At 63.4% G+C, this 16266-nt stretch carries 16 protein-coding genes and 1 riboswitch; of the genes, 7 read left to right on the top strand and 9 right to left on the bottom strand.

Features of this window, described 5'->3' with window-relative positions:
• Positions 1 to 26 precede the first annotated feature (26 nt).
• Positions 27 to 1229 (bottom strand): tRNA dihydrouridine synthase DusB, encoded by a 1203-nt coding sequence (gene dusB / locus BKX98_RS07285; protein WP_073706707.1) that lies wholly within the window; start codon positions 1227 to 1229, stop codon positions 27 to 29.
• 85 nt (positions 1230 to 1314) lie between these two features.
• Between dusB and BKX98_RS07280 the strand changes: the two genes are divergently transcribed.
• Together BKX98_RS07280 and BKX98_RS07275 are read left to right on the top strand one after the other, a co-directional pair.
• Positions 1315 to 1779: a hypothetical protein gene (locus BKX98_RS07280; protein ID WP_073706706.1), complete on the top strand. Its 465-nt coding sequence runs from the start codon at positions 1315 to 1317 to the stop codon at positions 1777 to 1779.
• Entirely contained in the window at positions 1779 to 3428 is a 1650-nt protein-coding gene (locus tag BKX98_RS07275) for a DUF5671 domain-containing protein (protein WP_073706705.1), read from the top strand. Before BKX98_RS07280 ends, BKX98_RS07275 begins: the two co-directional genes overlap by 1 nt.
• On the opposite strand, the gene chrA is transcribed toward BKX98_RS07275, so the two are convergent.
• From chrA to BKX98_RS07255, 4 genes are all read right to left on the bottom strand, one after another.
• Positions 3425 to 4630: a chromate efflux transporter gene (gene chrA / locus BKX98_RS07270; protein ID WP_083586700.1), complete on the bottom strand. Its 1206-nt coding sequence runs from the start codon at positions 4628 to 4630 to the stop codon at positions 3425 to 3427. The genes BKX98_RS07275 and chrA overlap by 4 nt on opposite strands.
• A gap of 57 nt (positions 4631 to 4687) precedes the next feature.
• Entirely contained in the window at positions 4688 to 5701 is a 1014-nt protein-coding gene (locus tag BKX98_RS07265) for a DMT family transporter (RefSeq protein ID WP_198934351.1), read from the bottom strand.
• Between the two features lie 80 nt (positions 5702 to 5781).
• Complete coding sequence (locus BKX98_RS07260; protein ID WP_038989766.1) at positions 5782 to 6711, bottom strand: GNAT family N-acetyltransferase; 930 nt, start codon at positions 6709 to 6711, stop codon at positions 5782 to 5784.
• Positions 6712 to 6717: 6 nt separating this feature from the next.
• Positions 6718 to 8103, bottom strand: a complete 1386-nt coding sequence (locus BKX98_RS07255; RefSeq protein ID WP_066139473.1) for a glycine--tRNA ligase — start codon at positions 8101 to 8103, stop codon at positions 6718 to 6720.
• Between the two features lie 180 nt (positions 8104 to 8283).
• On the opposite strand from BKX98_RS07255, the gene BKX98_RS07250 reads away from it, so the two are divergent.
• Positions 8284 to 8514, top strand: coding sequence for an RNA-binding S4 domain-containing protein (locus tag BKX98_RS07250; protein WP_073706704.1), 231 nt, complete (start codon positions 8284 to 8286; stop codon positions 8512 to 8514).
• On the opposite strand, the gene BKX98_RS07245 is transcribed toward BKX98_RS07250, so the two are convergent.
• Positions 8515 to 9165: an alpha/beta hydrolase gene (locus BKX98_RS07245; RefSeq protein WP_038989771.1), complete on the bottom strand. Its 651-nt coding sequence runs from the start codon at positions 9163 to 9165 to the stop codon at positions 8515 to 8517.
• Positions 9166 to 9499: 334 nt separating this feature from the next.
• Between BKX98_RS07245 and BKX98_RS07235 the strand changes: the two genes are divergently transcribed.
• On the top strand, positions 9500 to 9898 hold the full coding sequence (locus tag BKX98_RS07235) for an SHOCT domain-containing protein (RefSeq protein ID WP_073706702.1): 399 nt from the start codon (positions 9500 to 9502) through the stop codon (positions 9896 to 9898).
• 67 nt (positions 9899 to 9965) lie between these two features.
• On the top strand, positions 9966 to 10823 hold the full coding sequence (locus BKX98_RS07230) for an SGNH/GDSL hydrolase family protein (RefSeq protein ID WP_038989775.1): 858 nt from the start codon (positions 9966 to 9968) through the stop codon (positions 10821 to 10823).
• An 80-nt stretch (positions 10824 to 10903) separates the two neighbouring features.
• Here the strand turns inward: BKX98_RS07230 and BKX98_RS07225 are convergent, their stop codons facing one another.
• Both BKX98_RS07225 and BKX98_RS07220 read right to left on the bottom strand, forming a co-directional pair.
• Positions 10904 to 12049 carry a homoserine O-acetyltransferase gene (locus tag BKX98_RS07225; RefSeq protein WP_073706701.1) on the bottom strand — a complete coding sequence of 382 codons (1146 nt, stop codon included), beginning with the start codon at positions 12047 to 12049 and terminating at the stop codon, positions 10904 to 10906.
• A 2-nt stretch (positions 12050 to 12051) separates the two neighbouring features.
• Positions 12052 to 13395 (bottom strand): bifunctional o-acetylhomoserine/o-acetylserine sulfhydrylase, encoded by a 1344-nt coding sequence (locus tag BKX98_RS07220; protein ID WP_066140316.1) that lies wholly within the window; start codon positions 13393 to 13395, stop codon positions 12052 to 12054.
• 92 nt (positions 13396 to 13487) lie between these two features.
• Positions 13488 to 13607, bottom strand: a riboswitch (SAM riboswitch).
• A gap of 172 nt (positions 13608 to 13779) precedes the next feature.
• On the opposite strand from BKX98_RS07220, the gene BKX98_RS07215 reads away from it, so the two are divergent.
• Positions 13780 to 14424 (top strand): VOC family protein, encoded by a 645-nt coding sequence (locus tag BKX98_RS07215; protein ID WP_038989778.1) that lies wholly within the window; start codon positions 13780 to 13782, stop codon positions 14422 to 14424.
• Between the two features lie 97 nt (positions 14425 to 14521).
• Here BKX98_RS07215 and BKX98_RS07210 read toward each other — a convergent pair whose 3' ends face one another.
• Positions 14522 to 15304: a CPBP family intramembrane glutamic endopeptidase gene (locus tag BKX98_RS07210; protein WP_073706700.1), complete on the bottom strand. Its 783-nt coding sequence runs from the start codon at positions 15302 to 15304 to the stop codon at positions 14522 to 14524.
• A gap of 96 nt (positions 15305 to 15400) precedes the next feature.
• On the opposite strand from BKX98_RS07210, the gene BKX98_RS07205 reads away from it, so the two are divergent.
• Complete coding sequence (locus BKX98_RS07205) at positions 15401 to 16246, top strand: phosphotransferase family protein (protein WP_073706699.1); 846 nt, start codon at positions 15401 to 15403, stop codon at positions 16244 to 16246.
• The last annotated feature ends 20 nt before the right edge of the window (positions 16247 to 16266 follow it).

Below are 16266 nucleotides of genomic sequence, written 5' to 3'. Positions count from 1 at the left end.
GCGTAGCCGTGGCCAGCGAATGGGACCTAGCCGCCGGAAATATCCAGTTCGGCGGCCTTGATCATTTCGCGGTGGGCGTCGCTCATCACGCGGTTATCCAGCCAGCCGTCGGGCACGTGGGTCTTCTTCGGGTGGCCGGCGCGGCCACGGGTGCCCTCAGCGCCCTCGCCCGGGTACGGCAGGTCCAGGTCCAGCTGGTCCAGCAGTTCGCGCAGGCGGGCCAGGGATGGCACCTGGGCCAGCTGCGAGCGGATCTCGCCGCCGACCGGGTAGCCCTTGAAATACCAGGCGATGTGCTTGCGGATATCGCGCATGCCCTTGCCCTCATCCTCGAAGAACTCGGTGAGCAGCTCGCCGTGGCGGTACACGGTGTCAGCCACCTTGCGCACCCCGGGACGGAAACGGTCCGCGCGGCCCTCGAAGGCAGCCTGCAGGTCGCCGAAGATCCATGGGCGGCCCTGGCAGCCGCGGCCCACCATGATGCCGGCGGCACCGGTCTGCTCCACCATCTCGATGGCGTCCTCGGCGCTGAAGATGTCGCCGTTGCCCAGCACCGGCATGTCGTCCATGGCCTCGCGCAGGGTGGCGATGGCCGACCAGTCGGAGTGGCCGGCATAGTACTGGCCAGCGGTGCGCGCATGCAGGGTCACTGCGGCGGCGCCGTGGTCGCGGGCGATCTTGGCGGACTCCAGATAGGTCACGTGGTCCTTGTCGATGCCGATGCGCATCTTCACGGTCAGCGGGATATCGCCCTTGGCGGCCTCGGAGGTCGCCGCTTCGATGATCGAGGTGTAGAGGTCGGTCTTCCAGGGCAGGGCCGAGCCGCCGCCCTTGCGGGTGACCTTGGGGACCGGGCAGCCGAAGTTCAAATCGACGTGGTCCGCCAGGTTCTCGTCAACCACCATGCGCACGGCGGCACGCACGGTTGCCGGATCCACGCCGTAGATCTGGATGGAGCGAATCTCCTCGTCGGGGTCGTGCGAAATGATGCGCAAGGATTCGGGGTTGCGTTCCACCAGCGCGCGGGCGGTGACCATTTCGGTCACGTACAGCCCGCCGCCGTATTCACGGCAGAGGCGCCGGAAGGCGCGGTTGGTCACGCCGGCCATCGGAGCAAGGACCACCGGGGTATCAATGGTCAGCTTGCCCAGCTGCAGCGGTGGCAGCTTGAGGGTCGGAGTGTTGGTGGGCGCATCAGTCAGGGTCGTCACCCATCCATTGTCTCGCATGAACGCAAATCGGGAACTGAGATCTTGATCAAACTGTGTTCGGCAGACGCTGGCTTATTGCCTCGTTGTCAATCAAAATGGTGCAATGACAAGTAAATTTTCGGCGGCGCGGGTGGTTCTGCTCGCCTTGGCCGCCGTCATTGTGGCTTTGGTTATAGCCGCGCTGCTCGTGGTTTCGCTGCGCCCGGCACCACAGGCCCACGCGGAGAACACCCCCGAAGGGGTCGTGCAGCGGTATCTGATGGCCTTCGAAGCCGGGGATTTGCCTGCCATGCAAGGCTATGTCATGGAGGGCGAATCCAGGACGCTGTGCAATCCGGAGCCCTATGCCACGCAGCCGCTGGACGTGCAGCTGCTCAGCAGCACCGTGGGCACTGCGAGCGCTACCGTCCACACGAGGTTCGATTCCGGGGATGCCAGATTCCTGCCCTGGCCGGATCTGTCCTCCTACGAGGATGCCTTCGAGCTGCGCAAGGTCAACGGGACCTGGCTGATCGACCGCATGCCATGGCAGGTCGGACTGTGCACCGCCGAGGAGATGGGCTACTGATGGCCACCACTACTGCTCCAGCGCCGCTGTCGCGAAGCGGCAGCGTGCTGCGTCCGGTGATCCTCCACGGACTGCTGTTCATCTTGCTGATGGTCGTGGCCACCGGCCTTGCCGCCTTGCTCACCGCGGTGTTCCATGGGTTCGATGCGCAGCAGGTCAGCACCGAACATCTGGCGATGGCCTGGGCGTTCAGCTTGGTCGGTATCCCGTTGGCCTGGTTGCTGTGGCGCTCCATCAGCAAACGGCTGGCCCACCCGACGGCCTTCGATTCGGCGATCTGGTCCTTGCAGGCCTCGGCCGCGTATCTTGCGACACTGGCTGCCAGCAGCTGCGCCGCGTTGGCGGTGCTCTCCGGACTGGTCGCCCCTTCCATTCAGGGGGCGTGGCAGCCGACCCTGGGCACGGCTTTGGGATGGGGAGCGGTGTGCGCCTGGCAGCACCGCCAGCTCGTGGCTGCGCGGACCGCGCCACGGCAATTCGCGCATCTGGCCGCGGCGGTGGGGAACTACTTCAGCATGGTGCTCGTCGCGCTCTCGCTAGTGGCCACGCTCAAGGCTGCACTGGAAATCCTGGTCCGTCCGGACAACACGTTGGCAGGTCCTACCGGCATGCGGCATCTGCTGGTTGCGTTGATCTGGCTGGCTGGCTCCACGGCACTGTGGTTCTGGCATTGGAAATTGCGCCGCGTGCAGAAAATGTCCGATCCCTTCAACGACATCCTGTTGATCGCTCTGGGACTGGCCGCACCGGCACTGGCGCTCCTGCTCTCGGGCGCCAAGCTGTTTTCCTGGGCGTGGCCGCAAGCGTGGACCACCCAGGAACGCACCGGGCTTTTCCTCGCCGGCGGTCCAGAGCTGCTGGCCATCGTGGTGGCGGCCGCGGTGATCTGGATCTACCACCAATTGCAATTGCGGACCGGGTTGCGCTCGGCCTCCGTAGTCGACGCGGCGCGCCTGGTGATTGGCGGGATCGGCCTGGCGGTGCTGGCCACCGGCTTGGGGATGGTGGTCAATGCGCTCTTCGCGGCAATCGCCGCCAGCGTCACGTTGGAATACTCGGCGGGATTGCTGGGCCATGGCCTGGGACTGCTCATCCTCGGGGCGGCGGTGTGGGTTGCCTATTTCAAGCCGTTCAAGCCTTCGCCGGCGGATTCCCGCAGCGTCTACCTGGTCTTGTTCTTCGGAGCCAGTTCCGTGGTCGCCCTGATTTCCCTGCTGGTCCTCGGATACCGGATTTTCGAATACTACCTGGGATCCGAGACTCGCCTCGATTCCCTCCTGGACACCGTGCGTGCCCCGCTGGGCTGGCTGGTCGCAACCGCTGCCGTGGCTGGCTACCACTTCGTGCTGTGGCGTGCGGACAAGCAGTCCAAGGCCGAGGCTTCCGGCGTATCCGCGGTGGACCACAGCTCGGTGACGCGCCGTGCCGTGATCATCGTTGGCCCAGCTGCTTCCGAGCCGATGGCCGCGCAGCTCGTAGCGCGGCCCGAGCTGTCGGTGACGTGGGTTGCTTCGGCCGGTCCGGCCTTGGACGACCGGGCCGAGGTGTCGGTGCTGGCGAGAATCGAAGAATATCTGGACTGCGAGTCCGGGCCGTTGCTGGCCATCGCCAACGACGATGGCACCGTGCAGTTCACCGATCTGGCCTAGGCCAAAAGGCCCAGCAGCACTCCCCCGAGCCCCGAGATGGCAACCACGATCCATGGCGCCGTCTTCCAGACGGTCAGCAGGACGAAGCAGAGCAACGCCAGCACGAACGCGGGAGCGGAAGTAATCGCCGAGGTGAAGACCGGGTCGTAGAGGGCGGCGGCCAGCACGCCGACCACTGCCGCGTTGGCGCCGCGCAGGATGGCACGTGCCGCCGGCCAGTGGCTCACCCGGTTCCAGAATGGCAGCACGCCCAGCAACAGCAGGAATCCCGGAAGGAAGATGGCCAGCAAGGCAATGGCCGAGCCGAGCACACCGCCGGGGCCTGATTCAACGAGGACGCCGAGGTAGGCGGCAAAGGTGAACAGCGGTCCGGGGACTGCCTGGGCGGCGCCGTAGCCGCTGAGGAAATCCTGCGAGCTGATCAGCCCGGGATCCACGACTGCGCTTTGGAGCAGCGGCAGCACCACATGGCCGCCGCCGAAGACCAATGCGCCGGAGCGGTAGAACGCATCGATGAACGCCAGCAGATCCCAGCCGGTAGCCCAGGCAGCCAGCGGCAACCCGACAAGCATGAGGGCGAACAGCGCCAGGCAACTGATCCCCAAGGTCCGCGAGACCGGGAACCGCAGGGCCGACGCTGGACCCGAATCCGCATCACGGCACCAGAAGTAGCCTGCCGCGGCGCCGAAGGCAATGGCCAGCAACTGCCCGAAAGATCCAGCCAAGAGCAGAGCCGAGGCGGCGGCCGCCACGGCGATCGCTGCACGGGTCCGGTCAGGTGCCAGAGTCCTGGCCATGCCGGACACCGCTTGGGCGATGATGGCGACCGCAACGATTTTCAGGCCGGTCAGCAGCCCGGTTCCGGCAGGGCCGGTAAACAGCGACGCACCGAAGGCGAAGACTGCGAGCAGAACCGCTGAGGGAAGGGTGAAGGCGAGGAATGCCGCCAAGGCCCCTGGCAGGCCGGCGCGGTGCAGGCCGAGGCCGAAACCTACCTGGCTGGAGGCCGGGCCGGGCAGGAATTGGCCCAGCGCGACCAGCTGGGCGTATTGCTGGTCATCCAGCCAGCGGCGCCGGTCCACCAGTTCGGTACGGAAGTATCCCAAGTGGGCGATGGGACCGCCGAAAGAAGTCAGGCCGAGCTTGAGGAAGACCTTGAAGACTTCGCTGGCCGAGCCCTTGTCCAGCTGCTGTGATTCCATGGATTCCAGCATAGGCGGAGAAAGGAAACGGACGGTGAACACCCACCGCCCTGCACGCTATTCGCGCACTTCCAGCGGCCTGCGTCCGCTGGATTCCTGTGCGCTGCGCGCCCCGGAGATCGAGGCCAGGCCAACGGCGAGCAGCGTCAGCACGGTGCCCATGACGGTGGCCGCGGTGACGGAGGAACCCGGGGCTGGGAAAAGCACATCCATGAGCAGCGAGCCGGCCAGCTGTCCGCCCACCGCCGCGAGGCTGGTGACCAGCACTCCGAGCCGCTTGACCACCAGCGCGGTGATGCCCACGAACAGGCAGCCGAGCAGCCCGCCGATGTAGTACCACCACTGGCCGGGCAGCGGATGCAGCTTCGCGCCGGCCGGCAGCCGCACCAGCATCACCGCCGCCAGTACCAGGAACCCGACGGAGAAGTTCACCAGGGTTGCCGCCGTGGCGCCGCCATAGGCTGCCGCTTGCACGCCGTTGGCGGCGGCTTGGAAGCCCATGAGCATGCCGACGGCTGCCGAGAGCGCCATCGGCACCAGCAGCGATGCGAGCTGCGCATCCGCGCCGCGCGGGCTGACCGCCCAGATCACTCCGGCAATGGTCAGCACCACGCCGAGGATGCGCAGGGCATTGATCTTGCGCGGTTCGGCCCCGCCAAAGCCCACCCGGTCCATGAGCATGGAACCGATTGCCTGCCCGGTCACCAGGCAGACGGTGAACAGCGCCACGCCGATGAGCGGCACCGCGGCGGCCTGGCTGAAGACCACCAGTGCGCCCACCGCGCCGGCCACCAGGTACCACCGCGGGAAACTGCCCCGGGCCAGTGCGCGCGGCACCTGCCGCACCGTGTTGCGCACCCGGGGGACGGCGATCGCCAGCAGGATCAATGCCGCCAAGCCGACGCCGAAGCTGATGGTTGATGCCGCCATGGCATCTCCCAGCTTCGCGCCCAGCGCCCCGTTGATGCGCGACTGCACGCACAGCAGCAGGCCCGAAGCGATGGCAAGCAGGATGAACAGGAGCTTTCCGCCGGTGCGGACCGGCGTGGCGGGGATGGTGCTGGTGGTCAACGGGGTTCTTTCAGGGATCTGGAGGATGGCTCGGCAACGCAAGAACGGGACCCGCCTGGCGGGTCCCGTTCTGTCTGGCATTACTTCGCCGCGTCGCTGGCGAGGATATGCGTCGTGGAAATGACGGTGGCCTGCTCAACCGCTGCCAACGCGTCGATCAGCGAGGAGAGGACAAACATCGACGAGTCGACTTCCAGCTTCACCGGGTACTGGTGGATCAGCATGGCGACCATGTCGCGCACCGCTTCGGCCACCTCGTCATCGCTGAAGGCCGGATTATGGCCCACCAGCACGTCGGTCGGGGCGTTCTCGCGGGCCGGCACGTAGCTCACCGCGAAGGCCAGCGGCACGCCGCCCTCGCGCTTGGGCTTGTCGCGCAGCACCAGTGCGCCCTGCGCGCCGGTGTGCTCATCGAGCAGCATGCGCTGCGCCGAGCCTACGGTCATCTTGGCCGGATCCCAATCGGTGTGCACCGCATTGTAGAAGTCCATCACCAGCTTGGTCAGCTCGACGCTGCCGGTGGACAAGTCCTCGATCACCCGGTCGTTGGTGTCGAACACCGGCTCGGCCAGCGCTCCCGGTTCAAGCACGACATCGCGCGAGACCTGGATTTCGCCCAGGCCCAGCGACTGGCAGAAGCCGGCCGCCGCGGTGGCCGGATCTCCGGCCGTCACGGTGTAGCGGGCCTTGAGCTCCTGCGCCTGGCCTGCCGGGATCTGCTGGCGCAGCTGATGCACCAGCGCGGTGCCCACGCCGGAACGGCGCTGCTCGGCAGCCACCTCGACATAGAGCCAGAGGCGCTGCGGATGCAGCGAGGAGGCGAATACCACGCCGGCACCGATGGCCACACCGTCAACCGTGGCCACCAGCGTGCGGGAGAACGGCGCATCGCTGTTCTCGCGCAGCATGGTGCGGTCCTGGTGGGCCTGCGGCGAACGCGGGTCCCCGAAGATCTGCAGCAGCTCCAGGTCGTCGCCGGAACGCCAGGGACGGAATTCCAGTTCGTTCATCGGGCTCTAGGCTCCGTTCAGGCGCTCGGAAAGGTAGGCGGTGACCTGGTCCAGGGACACGCGTTCCTGGGACATGGTGTCGCGTTCGCGGATCGTCACTGCCTGGTCTTCGAGGGTGTCGAAGTCCACGGTGATGCAGAACGGGGTGCCGATCTCGTCCTGGCGGCGGTAGCGGCGGCCGATGGCGCCGGCATCGTCGAAGTCGATGTTCCAGCGCTTGCGCAGCTCGTTGGCCAGGTCCTTTGCCTTCGGCGAGAGGTTCTCGTTGCGGCTCAGCGGCAGCACGGCAGCCTTGACCGGGGCCAGGCGCGGATCGAGCTTGAGCACGGTGCGCTTGTCCACCCCGCCCTTGGTGTTCGGCGCCTCGTCCTCGGTATAGGCATCGACCAGGAACGCCATCATCGAACGGGTCAGGCCGAAGGACGGCTCGATCACGTACGGGGTGTAGCGTTCCCCGGTGGCCTGGTTGAAGTAGGACAGCTCGGAGCCCGAAGCCTTGGCGTGGCTGGACAGGTCGTAGTCGGTGCGGTTGGCGACGCCCATCAGCTCGCCCCACTCCGAGCCGGCGAAGCCGAAGCGGTATTCGAAGTCGATGGTGCCTGCCGAGTAGTGGGCGCGCTCGTCTTCCGGCACGTCGAACTGGCGCAGGTTCTCTTCCTTGATGCCCAGGTCGATGAACCATGCCCAGCAATCCTTGACCCACTGGTCGAAGAACTTCGGTGCGTCTTCCGGTGCGGTGAAGAACTCGATTTCCATCTGCTCGAACTCGCGGGTGCGGAAGATGAAGTTGCCCGGGGTGATTTCGTTGCGGAAGGCCTTGCCGATCTGGCCAATGCCGAATGGCGGCTTCTTGCGGCTGGCGGTGAGCACGTTGGCGAAGTTCACGAAGATGCCCTGCGCGGTTTCCGGACGCATGTAGGCCAGGCCGGCTTCGGAATCAACTGGGCCCAGGAAGGTCTTCATCAACCCGGAGAACATTTGCGGCTCGGTGAACTGGCCCTTGGTGCCGCAGTCGGGGCAGGCGATCTCGCTCATGCCGTCCTTGGGCGCACGGCCCTTCTTGGCTTCGAAGGCCTCGATCAGGTGGTCCTGGCGGTGGCGCTTGTGGCACTGGATGCATTCGACCAGCGGGTCGGTGAAGGTGGCTACGTGGCCCGATGCTTCCCAGACGGCCTTGGGCAGGATGATCGAGGAGTCAAGGCCCACCATGTCCTCGCGGCCGCGAACGAAGTTCTGCCACCACTCGCGCTTGATGTTTTCCTTCAGTTCGGTGCCCAGGGGTCCGTAATCCCATGCGGAACGGGAACCACCGTAGATCTCACCGGCCTGGAAAACGAATCCTCGACGCTTTGCGAGGGAAATAACCTGGTCTAGCTTGGACTGTGGCGCCATATCAACTCCAATGGGACTTACGAGGCCGCTGGTTGCGGTCCGTAGAAAAATACATACATTTCAAGGGTATCGTTTCAACGCCTTGCGCACGAAGCCGAATCAGGTAACGCTGGCGTGAACTTCCACGCCTTTAGGCCATATCCACGGTGCAGGCCGGTTATATAGGGAAGAATGGAAGCCATGAGTGCCAATGAAGCTTTTGACCTAGAAATCCGTGACGAATCCATCCGCTTGGGCCAGCTGCTCAAGCTCGCCTCGCTGGCAGAGGACGGCATCCACGCCAAGGAAATGATTTCCGAGGGAATTGTCACCGTCAACGGCGAGGTGGACACCCGCCGCGGGGCGCAGATCCGCCCCGGCGACGTGGTGTGCGTGAACGGCGAATGCGTGCGCGTCACCGCCCAGCCGTAGCTAGCCCTTCTTCAGGACGACCTTGGTGAGGAAGCCGGCAACGTCCTGGATTTCTTCCATGCACACCGAGTGGCCGATCTGCGGGTAGGTTTCGCTGGTCAACACGGTATGCCCCGGGACCCAGCCCAAGGTGTATTCGATCTTGTCCCGGGTGATCACCGGGTCAGCCAGGTCGCGGCCCCAGAACATCGGCAGCGGCTTGTCCGCCAGCTTCGCGTCATCGAAGATGTCCAAGGTCTTGGGATCCACGGCAAAGCCGGAGAGACCCACGACTGCTTCAATGGCATCGCGCTGGTAGCGGGCCAGCGAGGTGGCCATGGCCATGCCCTGGGAGAAACCGAGCAGGGTGATCGACGAGTGCTGCTGGGACAGCGGTTCCAGCAGTGCCCACAGTGCTTCGACGCTGCGGGCCACCGACTCGATGGAGTAGTCGATTTCCTGGGTCAGCGGGAACCAGCTGTATCCCGGGCCTGCCGGCAGCGGTGCGCGCACGGAGAGGTAGGTGAATTCTTCGGGCAGGTGCTGCGAGAGCCCCATGAGGTCTTGCTCGTTGGAGCCGTAGCCGTGCAGGAACACCAGCAGCGGAGTTCCTAGGCGGGATTCGTCGTTGCGGGAGATGATGGCTACCGGAGCCTGGTCTTGGTATGTCATAGTTCCCCAAGACTATCGAACAGCGCCGCGCCGATTCGGCGGTTCCGCAAAGCGCTGCCATCGTTTCCCCGGGTATCGCGATCTGCAGCGCCAGGATGCAGGTGAAAGTCCTGCGTGTGGCCGACGGGCGGGCCGGTGGAGCGGTTGCCAACGGCATGGAAAACCAGTTTCTCCACCTCCATAAATCCGCATGGCATGTAACAAGATAATAAAACTCCAAAATTATCTTAGGCATTCAAGCGCTTTTCGTGTTCAACTGGATTCACTGCTTCACGGCCACCTGACTTGGGGATCCCACCGGTAGAAGCTCCAACCGGCAAAGGACAATGGCACCATGGGCGAAATCGAATACAGCGAGGAAATTTCAGGACTGGCACCCGAGGATCTTGCTGAACTCGGCTACGTCGATTTGGATCCCGGCACCTCGTCGTCGCTCTTCGATACCGTCGACACGATGTTTTCATTCGGCCTTCCCTTGTTCTCCGTGCTTTTCATCGCCTTTGCCGGATTCATCATCTTCGTCATTGTGCGCAACTTCCGCAAAGCCAAGAGCGCCGGCTTCGATCCGTTGACCATGGAAACCGACCTGATGGCCAGAGCAGCGAATTCAGCTTTGCTGGCGCCGCAGAAATCCATTGAAGACAAGCTGTCCGAACTCGACTCGCTGCACTCGCGTGGAGTCATTACCCGCGACGAGTACCTGCAAGCACGCAGGGATGCCCTGGGCGGGTAGAGTGGTGCCCACCGATTCATCCTCTGGAATGATTGACTAGAAGTTACCCTTTGGTAACAATGGATTCGTGCCCAACAATATTGCTTCTGAACCGTCAAATACCGCCGACTCCCCGCTCCACCCATGGCGCCGCTATGTAGCCATCGGGGACTCGTTCACCGAAGGCATCGGCGACCCCGATCCATCGAGCGCAGGACGGCACCTAGGCTGGGCCGACCGCTTGGCCCAAGAGCTCAGCCGCACCGTCCCGGACTTCTCCTATGCCAACCTGGCCATCCGCGGCCGGCTCATCGGCCAGATCGTTGCCGAACAGCTCGATCCCTGCATCGATCTGAAGCCGGATCTGATCTCGCTGTGCGCGGGCGGCAACGACGTGCTGCGCCCGGGCGGCGATCCAGACAAGATTGCCGACATCCTCGACGACGCGGTAGCCAAGCTCACCGCCACCGGTGCCACGCTCCTGCTCTTCACCGGGCCCGATATCCGCGATACCCCGGTCCTTGGAAGCATCCGCGGCAAGGTGGCGATCTACAACGAGAACGTGCGCACCGTCGCTGCCCGGCATGATGCCATCGTTGCCGACATGTGGGCATTGCAGGAATTGCACCAGTCCCAGATGTGGGCGCCTGACCGCCTGCACTTCTCCCCCATCGGCCACCAGCGCATTGCCGCCATGGCACTGGACTCGCTGAACGTCCCGCATCAGCTGGATACCGACATCGTTCCGGTCGTGGATGAGCGCAGCTGGCGCGAAGCACGCAAGGAGGATCTGCAGTGGGCCCGCGAGCATCTGGCGCCCTGGGTGCTGCGCCGCCTGCGTCACCAGTCCTCCGGTGACGGCATCACCCCGAAACGGCCTTCCGCTACGCCGTTCGCAGATGCCAAGCCCAACGACTCGCTCGGTGCCGGCGACAGCGCCAAGTAGCAAGAAAGACTGAAGCGGTTCCGCCGATTACTGGCGGAACCGCTTCAGTCTTTAAAGGCTTGCCAAATTTCGCCCAGATTCTAGTCTCCGAAGACCAAGGTCCGAAGCACCCCATCCAGCTGCGTCGCATCGGTCAAGAATCCATCATGGCCAATCGGCGAATCGATGTAGTGCACCGGCTTCGGCTTGGCCAGCGACGAGGCCAGCTTCACCGACTGCTCGGGGAAGTACAAGCGGTCGGTGGTAACCGCGGCAACCACCACGTTGACCTTCTCCAGGCGCGCCAGGGCGGCCTCCAGGGATTTATGGCCACGAGCAACATCGTGGCTCATCAGCGCCTCGGTCAGCACCAGATAGCTGTTCGCGTCGAATCGATTCACCAGCTTGCTGGCCTGATGGTCGAGGTAGCTTTCCACCTGGTATCGCCCGCGCGGCCCGTCCAGCTGGCCCGTCGGCTTCTCGCCATCCTGCGGATTGCGCGAGAAACGGGTTTCCAGCTCGGCCTCGGAACGGTAGGTGATGTGGGCCAGGCGGCGAGCCAGGCCGAGACCGGCGTCAGGACGGGCATCGTTGCCGTAGTAATCGCCATTGCAGAAGTGCGGATCCAAGCGGATGGATTGGGTTTGCACCTGCGCAAAGGCAATTTGCTCGGCAGTCGCCTGGGCGCTAGAGGCCATCACGACCAGGTTCTTGACCTGCCCGGGGAACTCGACAGCGTATTCCAGCGCGCGGGCACCGCCCATCGAACCGCCGATGACCGCATGCCAGGATTCGATTCCCAGCTGCTTGGCCAGCCGCGCCTCGAGGCGCACCGAGTCCTTGATGGTGACGAAAGGGAATCTGGAGCCGTAAGGCAGGCCCTGCTCGTCCAAGGACGAGGGGCCGGTGGATCCATTGCAACCACCCACCATGTTGATGGACACGACAAAGTACTCATTGGTGTCAACCGTGGCGCCGGGGCCAACGAAGCCTTCCCACCAGCCGGCGCTGTGCGAATCGCCTTGCGCGACGTGGGCGTCACCGGTGAGTGCATGCATCACCAGCACCGCGTTGGAGCCATCAGCTGCTAGCTTCCCCCACGTCTCGTAGGCCAGCACCACGTCGGGAAGGTATCCACCGAATTCAAAGTGGTACTCCCCCACGGAACTACGGCGCAAAATGCCGTCTTGTCCGCCAGCGAGCTCTTCGGCGCGCAGAGTATCTTCAGTAGTCACAATGGATGGCATGCCTAGAGGGTTTCCTGCAATTCCTTGTTTTCAAGGGCCGCAACAGCTTCGAAGCCCAGCTCAAGATCGGCCAGGATGTCCTTGATGTTTTCCAGCCCGACGCTCAGCCGCACCAGTCCCGGGCTCACACCGGCGGCAATCTGCTCCGCTTCGGAGAGCTGGGCGTGGGTGGTGGAGGCCGGATGGATGACCAGCGAGCGCACGTCGCCGATGTTCGCGACGTTGGAGTGCAAGACCAGTGCGTCCACGAAAGCCTGTCCGGCTTCCGCGCCGCCCTCCAGCTCGAAGGCGATGATCGAGCCAGCGCCGTGATCGCTGTACTTCTGCGCGCGCTCATGCCACGGAGAGGACTGCAGGCCGGCGTAGGCGACCTTCTGCACTTCCTCGCGGGCTTCGAGCCAGTTGGCAACTTCCACTGCGTTCTGGCCGTGGCGCTCAATGCGCAGCGACAGGGTTTCCAGGCCTTGGGCGATCAAGAACGCATTGAACGGCGCCACTGATGAACCCAGATCGCGCAGCAGCTGCACGCGTGCCTTGAGGATGTAGGCCAGATTCGCGCCGAGGATGCCGTTGATGCCCAGGTCGCGGGCGAAGACCAGGCCGTTGTAGGACTCGTCCGGGGTGTTGAATCCCGGGAAGCGTTCGGCGTCCTTGGCGAAGTCGAAGTTGCCCGAGTCCACGATGACCCCGGCGATGGCATTGCCGTGGCCGCCAAGGAACTTGGTGGCCGAATGGATCACGATATCGGCGCCCCACTCGATGGGGCGGATCAGGTATGGCGTGGCCAGGGTGTTGTCCACCAGCAGCGGCACGCCGGCTTCGTGGGCGATCTCCGAGATGCCCTCGATATCCAGCACGTCCTGCCGAGGATTGGAGATGCTTTCGCCGAAGAAGGCCTTGGTGTTCGGGCGCACCGCGGCACGCCATTCGTCCAGGTTGTCCGGGTCGGAGACGAAGCTGACTTCGATGCCCAAGCGCTTGAGTGTGTGCTTGAGCAGGTTCTGGGTTCCGCCGTACAGGCTCGGGCTGGCTACCAGATGGTCGCCGGCTTCGGCCAGGTTCAGGATGGCGAAGGTGGTGGCGGCCTGTCCCGAGGACAGCAACAGCGCGCCAACGCCGCCTTCCAGATCAGCGATGCGGGTTTCCACGGCGTCGGTGGTCGGGTTGCCGATACGGGTGTAGATCGGTTCCAGTTCCTGCAACGCGAAACGGGCAGCGGCACTCTCGGCGCTCGGGAAGACAAAGGAAGTAGTTTGGAAAATCGGGAGAGCTCGCGCTCCGGTCGTCGGATCCGGGGTCTGGCCGGAATGGATCTGACGGGTTTCAAATGACCAGTTGTTGCTCATGGTTTCCTCCAAATAGCGTTTCATGACTATGGGGGTACGCCGCTGAAAAGACACCGACAGGAAGCACCGTATCGAAACGACTTCCAGGGGGTAACCCGCGCTTGTCCTTGATGCCTTGTGCATTCAAGGGCCAGGTCTTCACCCGGGGCACCCCACCGCGGTTGGAGGGTTGCCGCCCAGTAAGCCGGGGCTTGTTACTGGAACTCATGACCTGCTATCAGTTTGCCCGAAAACCGAAGATCTTTGCAACGCAGTGGACCAGGATTGGACTCAATCGGTCATATTTCGCGAATTCCGCAGATTTTCCGCAGAGTATTCGATAACATCAGCCCACTTAGGGGAGCCTAAGTAGAGACTCGCATCACATGTTGCCATGATGGGCACATGATGAGGCTAGATCACGTAAGTTATGCTTGCGGCCCGGACGGGCTGCTGCCAACCGCTGAAAGAATCTCCGAGTCCCTGGGACTGGAATTCGTCAAGGGCGGCGTGCATCCACGATTCGGAACACGCAATGTCATCTTCCCGCTCAAGCATGGCCAGTACCTGGAAGTGGTTGAAGTCCTGAACCACCCGGCCAGCGACAAGGCTCCCTTCGGCCAGGCCGTGCGCGCCCGCTCGGAGCTCGGCGGCGGATGGATGGGATGGTGCGTCTCGGTGGAGGATCTATCCAGTGCCGAAGACCGCTTGGGCCGCAAGTCCGTGCCGGGGAACCGCAAGTTCCCGGATGGCCGCGAACTTACCTGGCAGCAAATCGGCATCAAGGGCCTGATCGCTGATCCGCAGGTCCCGTACCTGATTTCCTGGGATGAAGGCTCCGAGCCGTTGCATCCGTCCAAGGCGCTGGAGCCTGTCGGCGAGATCAGCCAGATCTCCATCGCCGGCTCACGCGATCGGGTGCTGGATTGGCTGGGCCAGCCGCAGAACGTCAATTTGGGCGCCGTCACCATGCAATATGAAGCGCCGAATGGCACTCCGGGCATCATGTCGGTAACCTTTGAAACCGAGTCCGGCACCGTGGTGCTGTAGGAAACTCGGAAACGAACGCAGGTAGGCGGGGACAATGGCGTCCCCACCTACCTTTTTCGTTAATGGCGTTTCCGTCGCTGGCGCAGGCCTTCGGGCACTACTGGCCGATTCCGATGGCAGGCCCAATCAGCCCGTAGCCGACGAAGCCGATAGCATCGAGCAGGAAGTGGGCGATGACCAGCGGCATCACCCGGCCGTACTTCTGGTACACCCAGCCGAAGACGATGCCCATGAGCATATTACCGATCATCGGCCCCACGCCCTGGTAGAGGTGGTAGCTGCCGCGGAGCACTGCAGAACCGATAATGGTGCTCCACAGTCCCAGCTTCAGCTTCTTGGCATAGGTGAACAGGAAGCCGAGCATCAGCACTTCTTCGAGCACTGCATGGCGTACAGCCGACAGCAGCAGCACGGGGACGCTCCACCAATAATCACCGAGATTGGCTGCTGACAGTGCTGTGGTGACGCCCAGTGCCCGTCCGGCAGCATAGACGCCCAGCGTCCCCACGCCCATGGCCAGGAACAGCCCCGCCCCGAGCATCGTGTCCTTGCCCGGACGTCGCATGTCGAAGCCGATGTCACGGATGGTTCGGCCGGTCGTGCGCTTCATCAGATAGAGTGCCAGCACCACGGGCACCAGCGCGAAGACAATGTCCAGAAGCTGGTAGGTGAAATCAAAGAACTCGCGTGTGCTCAGCGGGTTGTTCAGCGATGTCGTCTGATCACGCAACGGTGCCCTGGTGACTTTATCCGCAAAGCTCAGCAGCGAGTAGACCGCGCTCTGCCCCAAGGACAGGGCGAGAACCAAAATGATCTCGAACCTGAGGGTTCTGCGGGTTGCCGTCGGCTCAATTTGTTCAGCGTTCACGTTCTCGATCATAGGCCGATCTGGCTGTGCGCGTACTGAGTAGCCACGTGGCAAACCTACGATAGCCTGAAGGTGAGACCACCAGCGAGCTGAACGAGAAGGGTACGAATGAGTCGTCCTGCCACGAGTGGAGAACTGCAAATCGCCCGCCAGCTCTGCCCCGATCTTTCGTGGGAAGATGCGGCCGTGAATGAAGGCGGACAATTCCACAAGGTGGTCATTGGCAATCCGCAGGCGGTGATTCGCATGGCGCGCACGCCAGCGGCGACCGAACAGATGCCGCGAACCGTCGAGCTGCTGTCTTTGCTGGAAAGCCAGCTCAACTATCAGATCGCGGTGGCGGTCTCCGAGATCCTGCATGTCGACGGGCTCAGCTCAGTTGCCATGTCCTTCATCCCCGGAAGCGCGCATGAGCCTCATTACGGGGATCCAAAGGTGCTGGGCCAGCTGGTGAAGGAATTGGCCGAGGTGCCGCTGGAACAGATCAGCGCTCATCTGGCCAAACCGTTTTCATTCCGTGGCGAATGGACCCAAGCCCGGCAGCAGCAATGCTTCGATGCGCTGCCCGAGGAACTTCGAGCTCCTGCAACCGCACTTTGGGATCAGCTCGATATTCTGGCGCAGGTTCCAGCGGGACTGGTGCATGGTGATTTGGCTGGCCACAACATGCACTGGATTGACGAGAAGCTGATTGGCATCTTGGATTGGGACCTCGCAGCAGCGTGGGACCCTGCCTTGAACACCGCGTACCTGAGCCTGTGGCATGGTTTGGAAATGGTGGATTTGATTGCTCCCAACTCTGAGGAAGCGCACCGGGCCAAAATCTGGTTGGGTCTCATGAGCCTTGAACGGTTATCGGATACGCTCTCGCGCTCGGACAACCCGAAGATGGGCAAGCTCATGCGCAAGATTGGTCCGCGCATCCTCACTGCAGCGCAATCAATCAATGGATAGGAAGCAATTTGGCCTGACCC

It is taken from the genome of Glutamicibacter sp. 0426, assembly GCF_001906485.1.
In the GTDB taxonomy this organism is placed as follows: domain Bacteria; phylum Actinomycetota; class Actinomycetes; order Actinomycetales; family Micrococcaceae; genus Glutamicibacter; species Glutamicibacter nicotianae.
The sequence above is the reverse complement of the archived record's forward strand: the minus strand, read 5'-3'. Positions and strand labels throughout refer to the sequence as shown.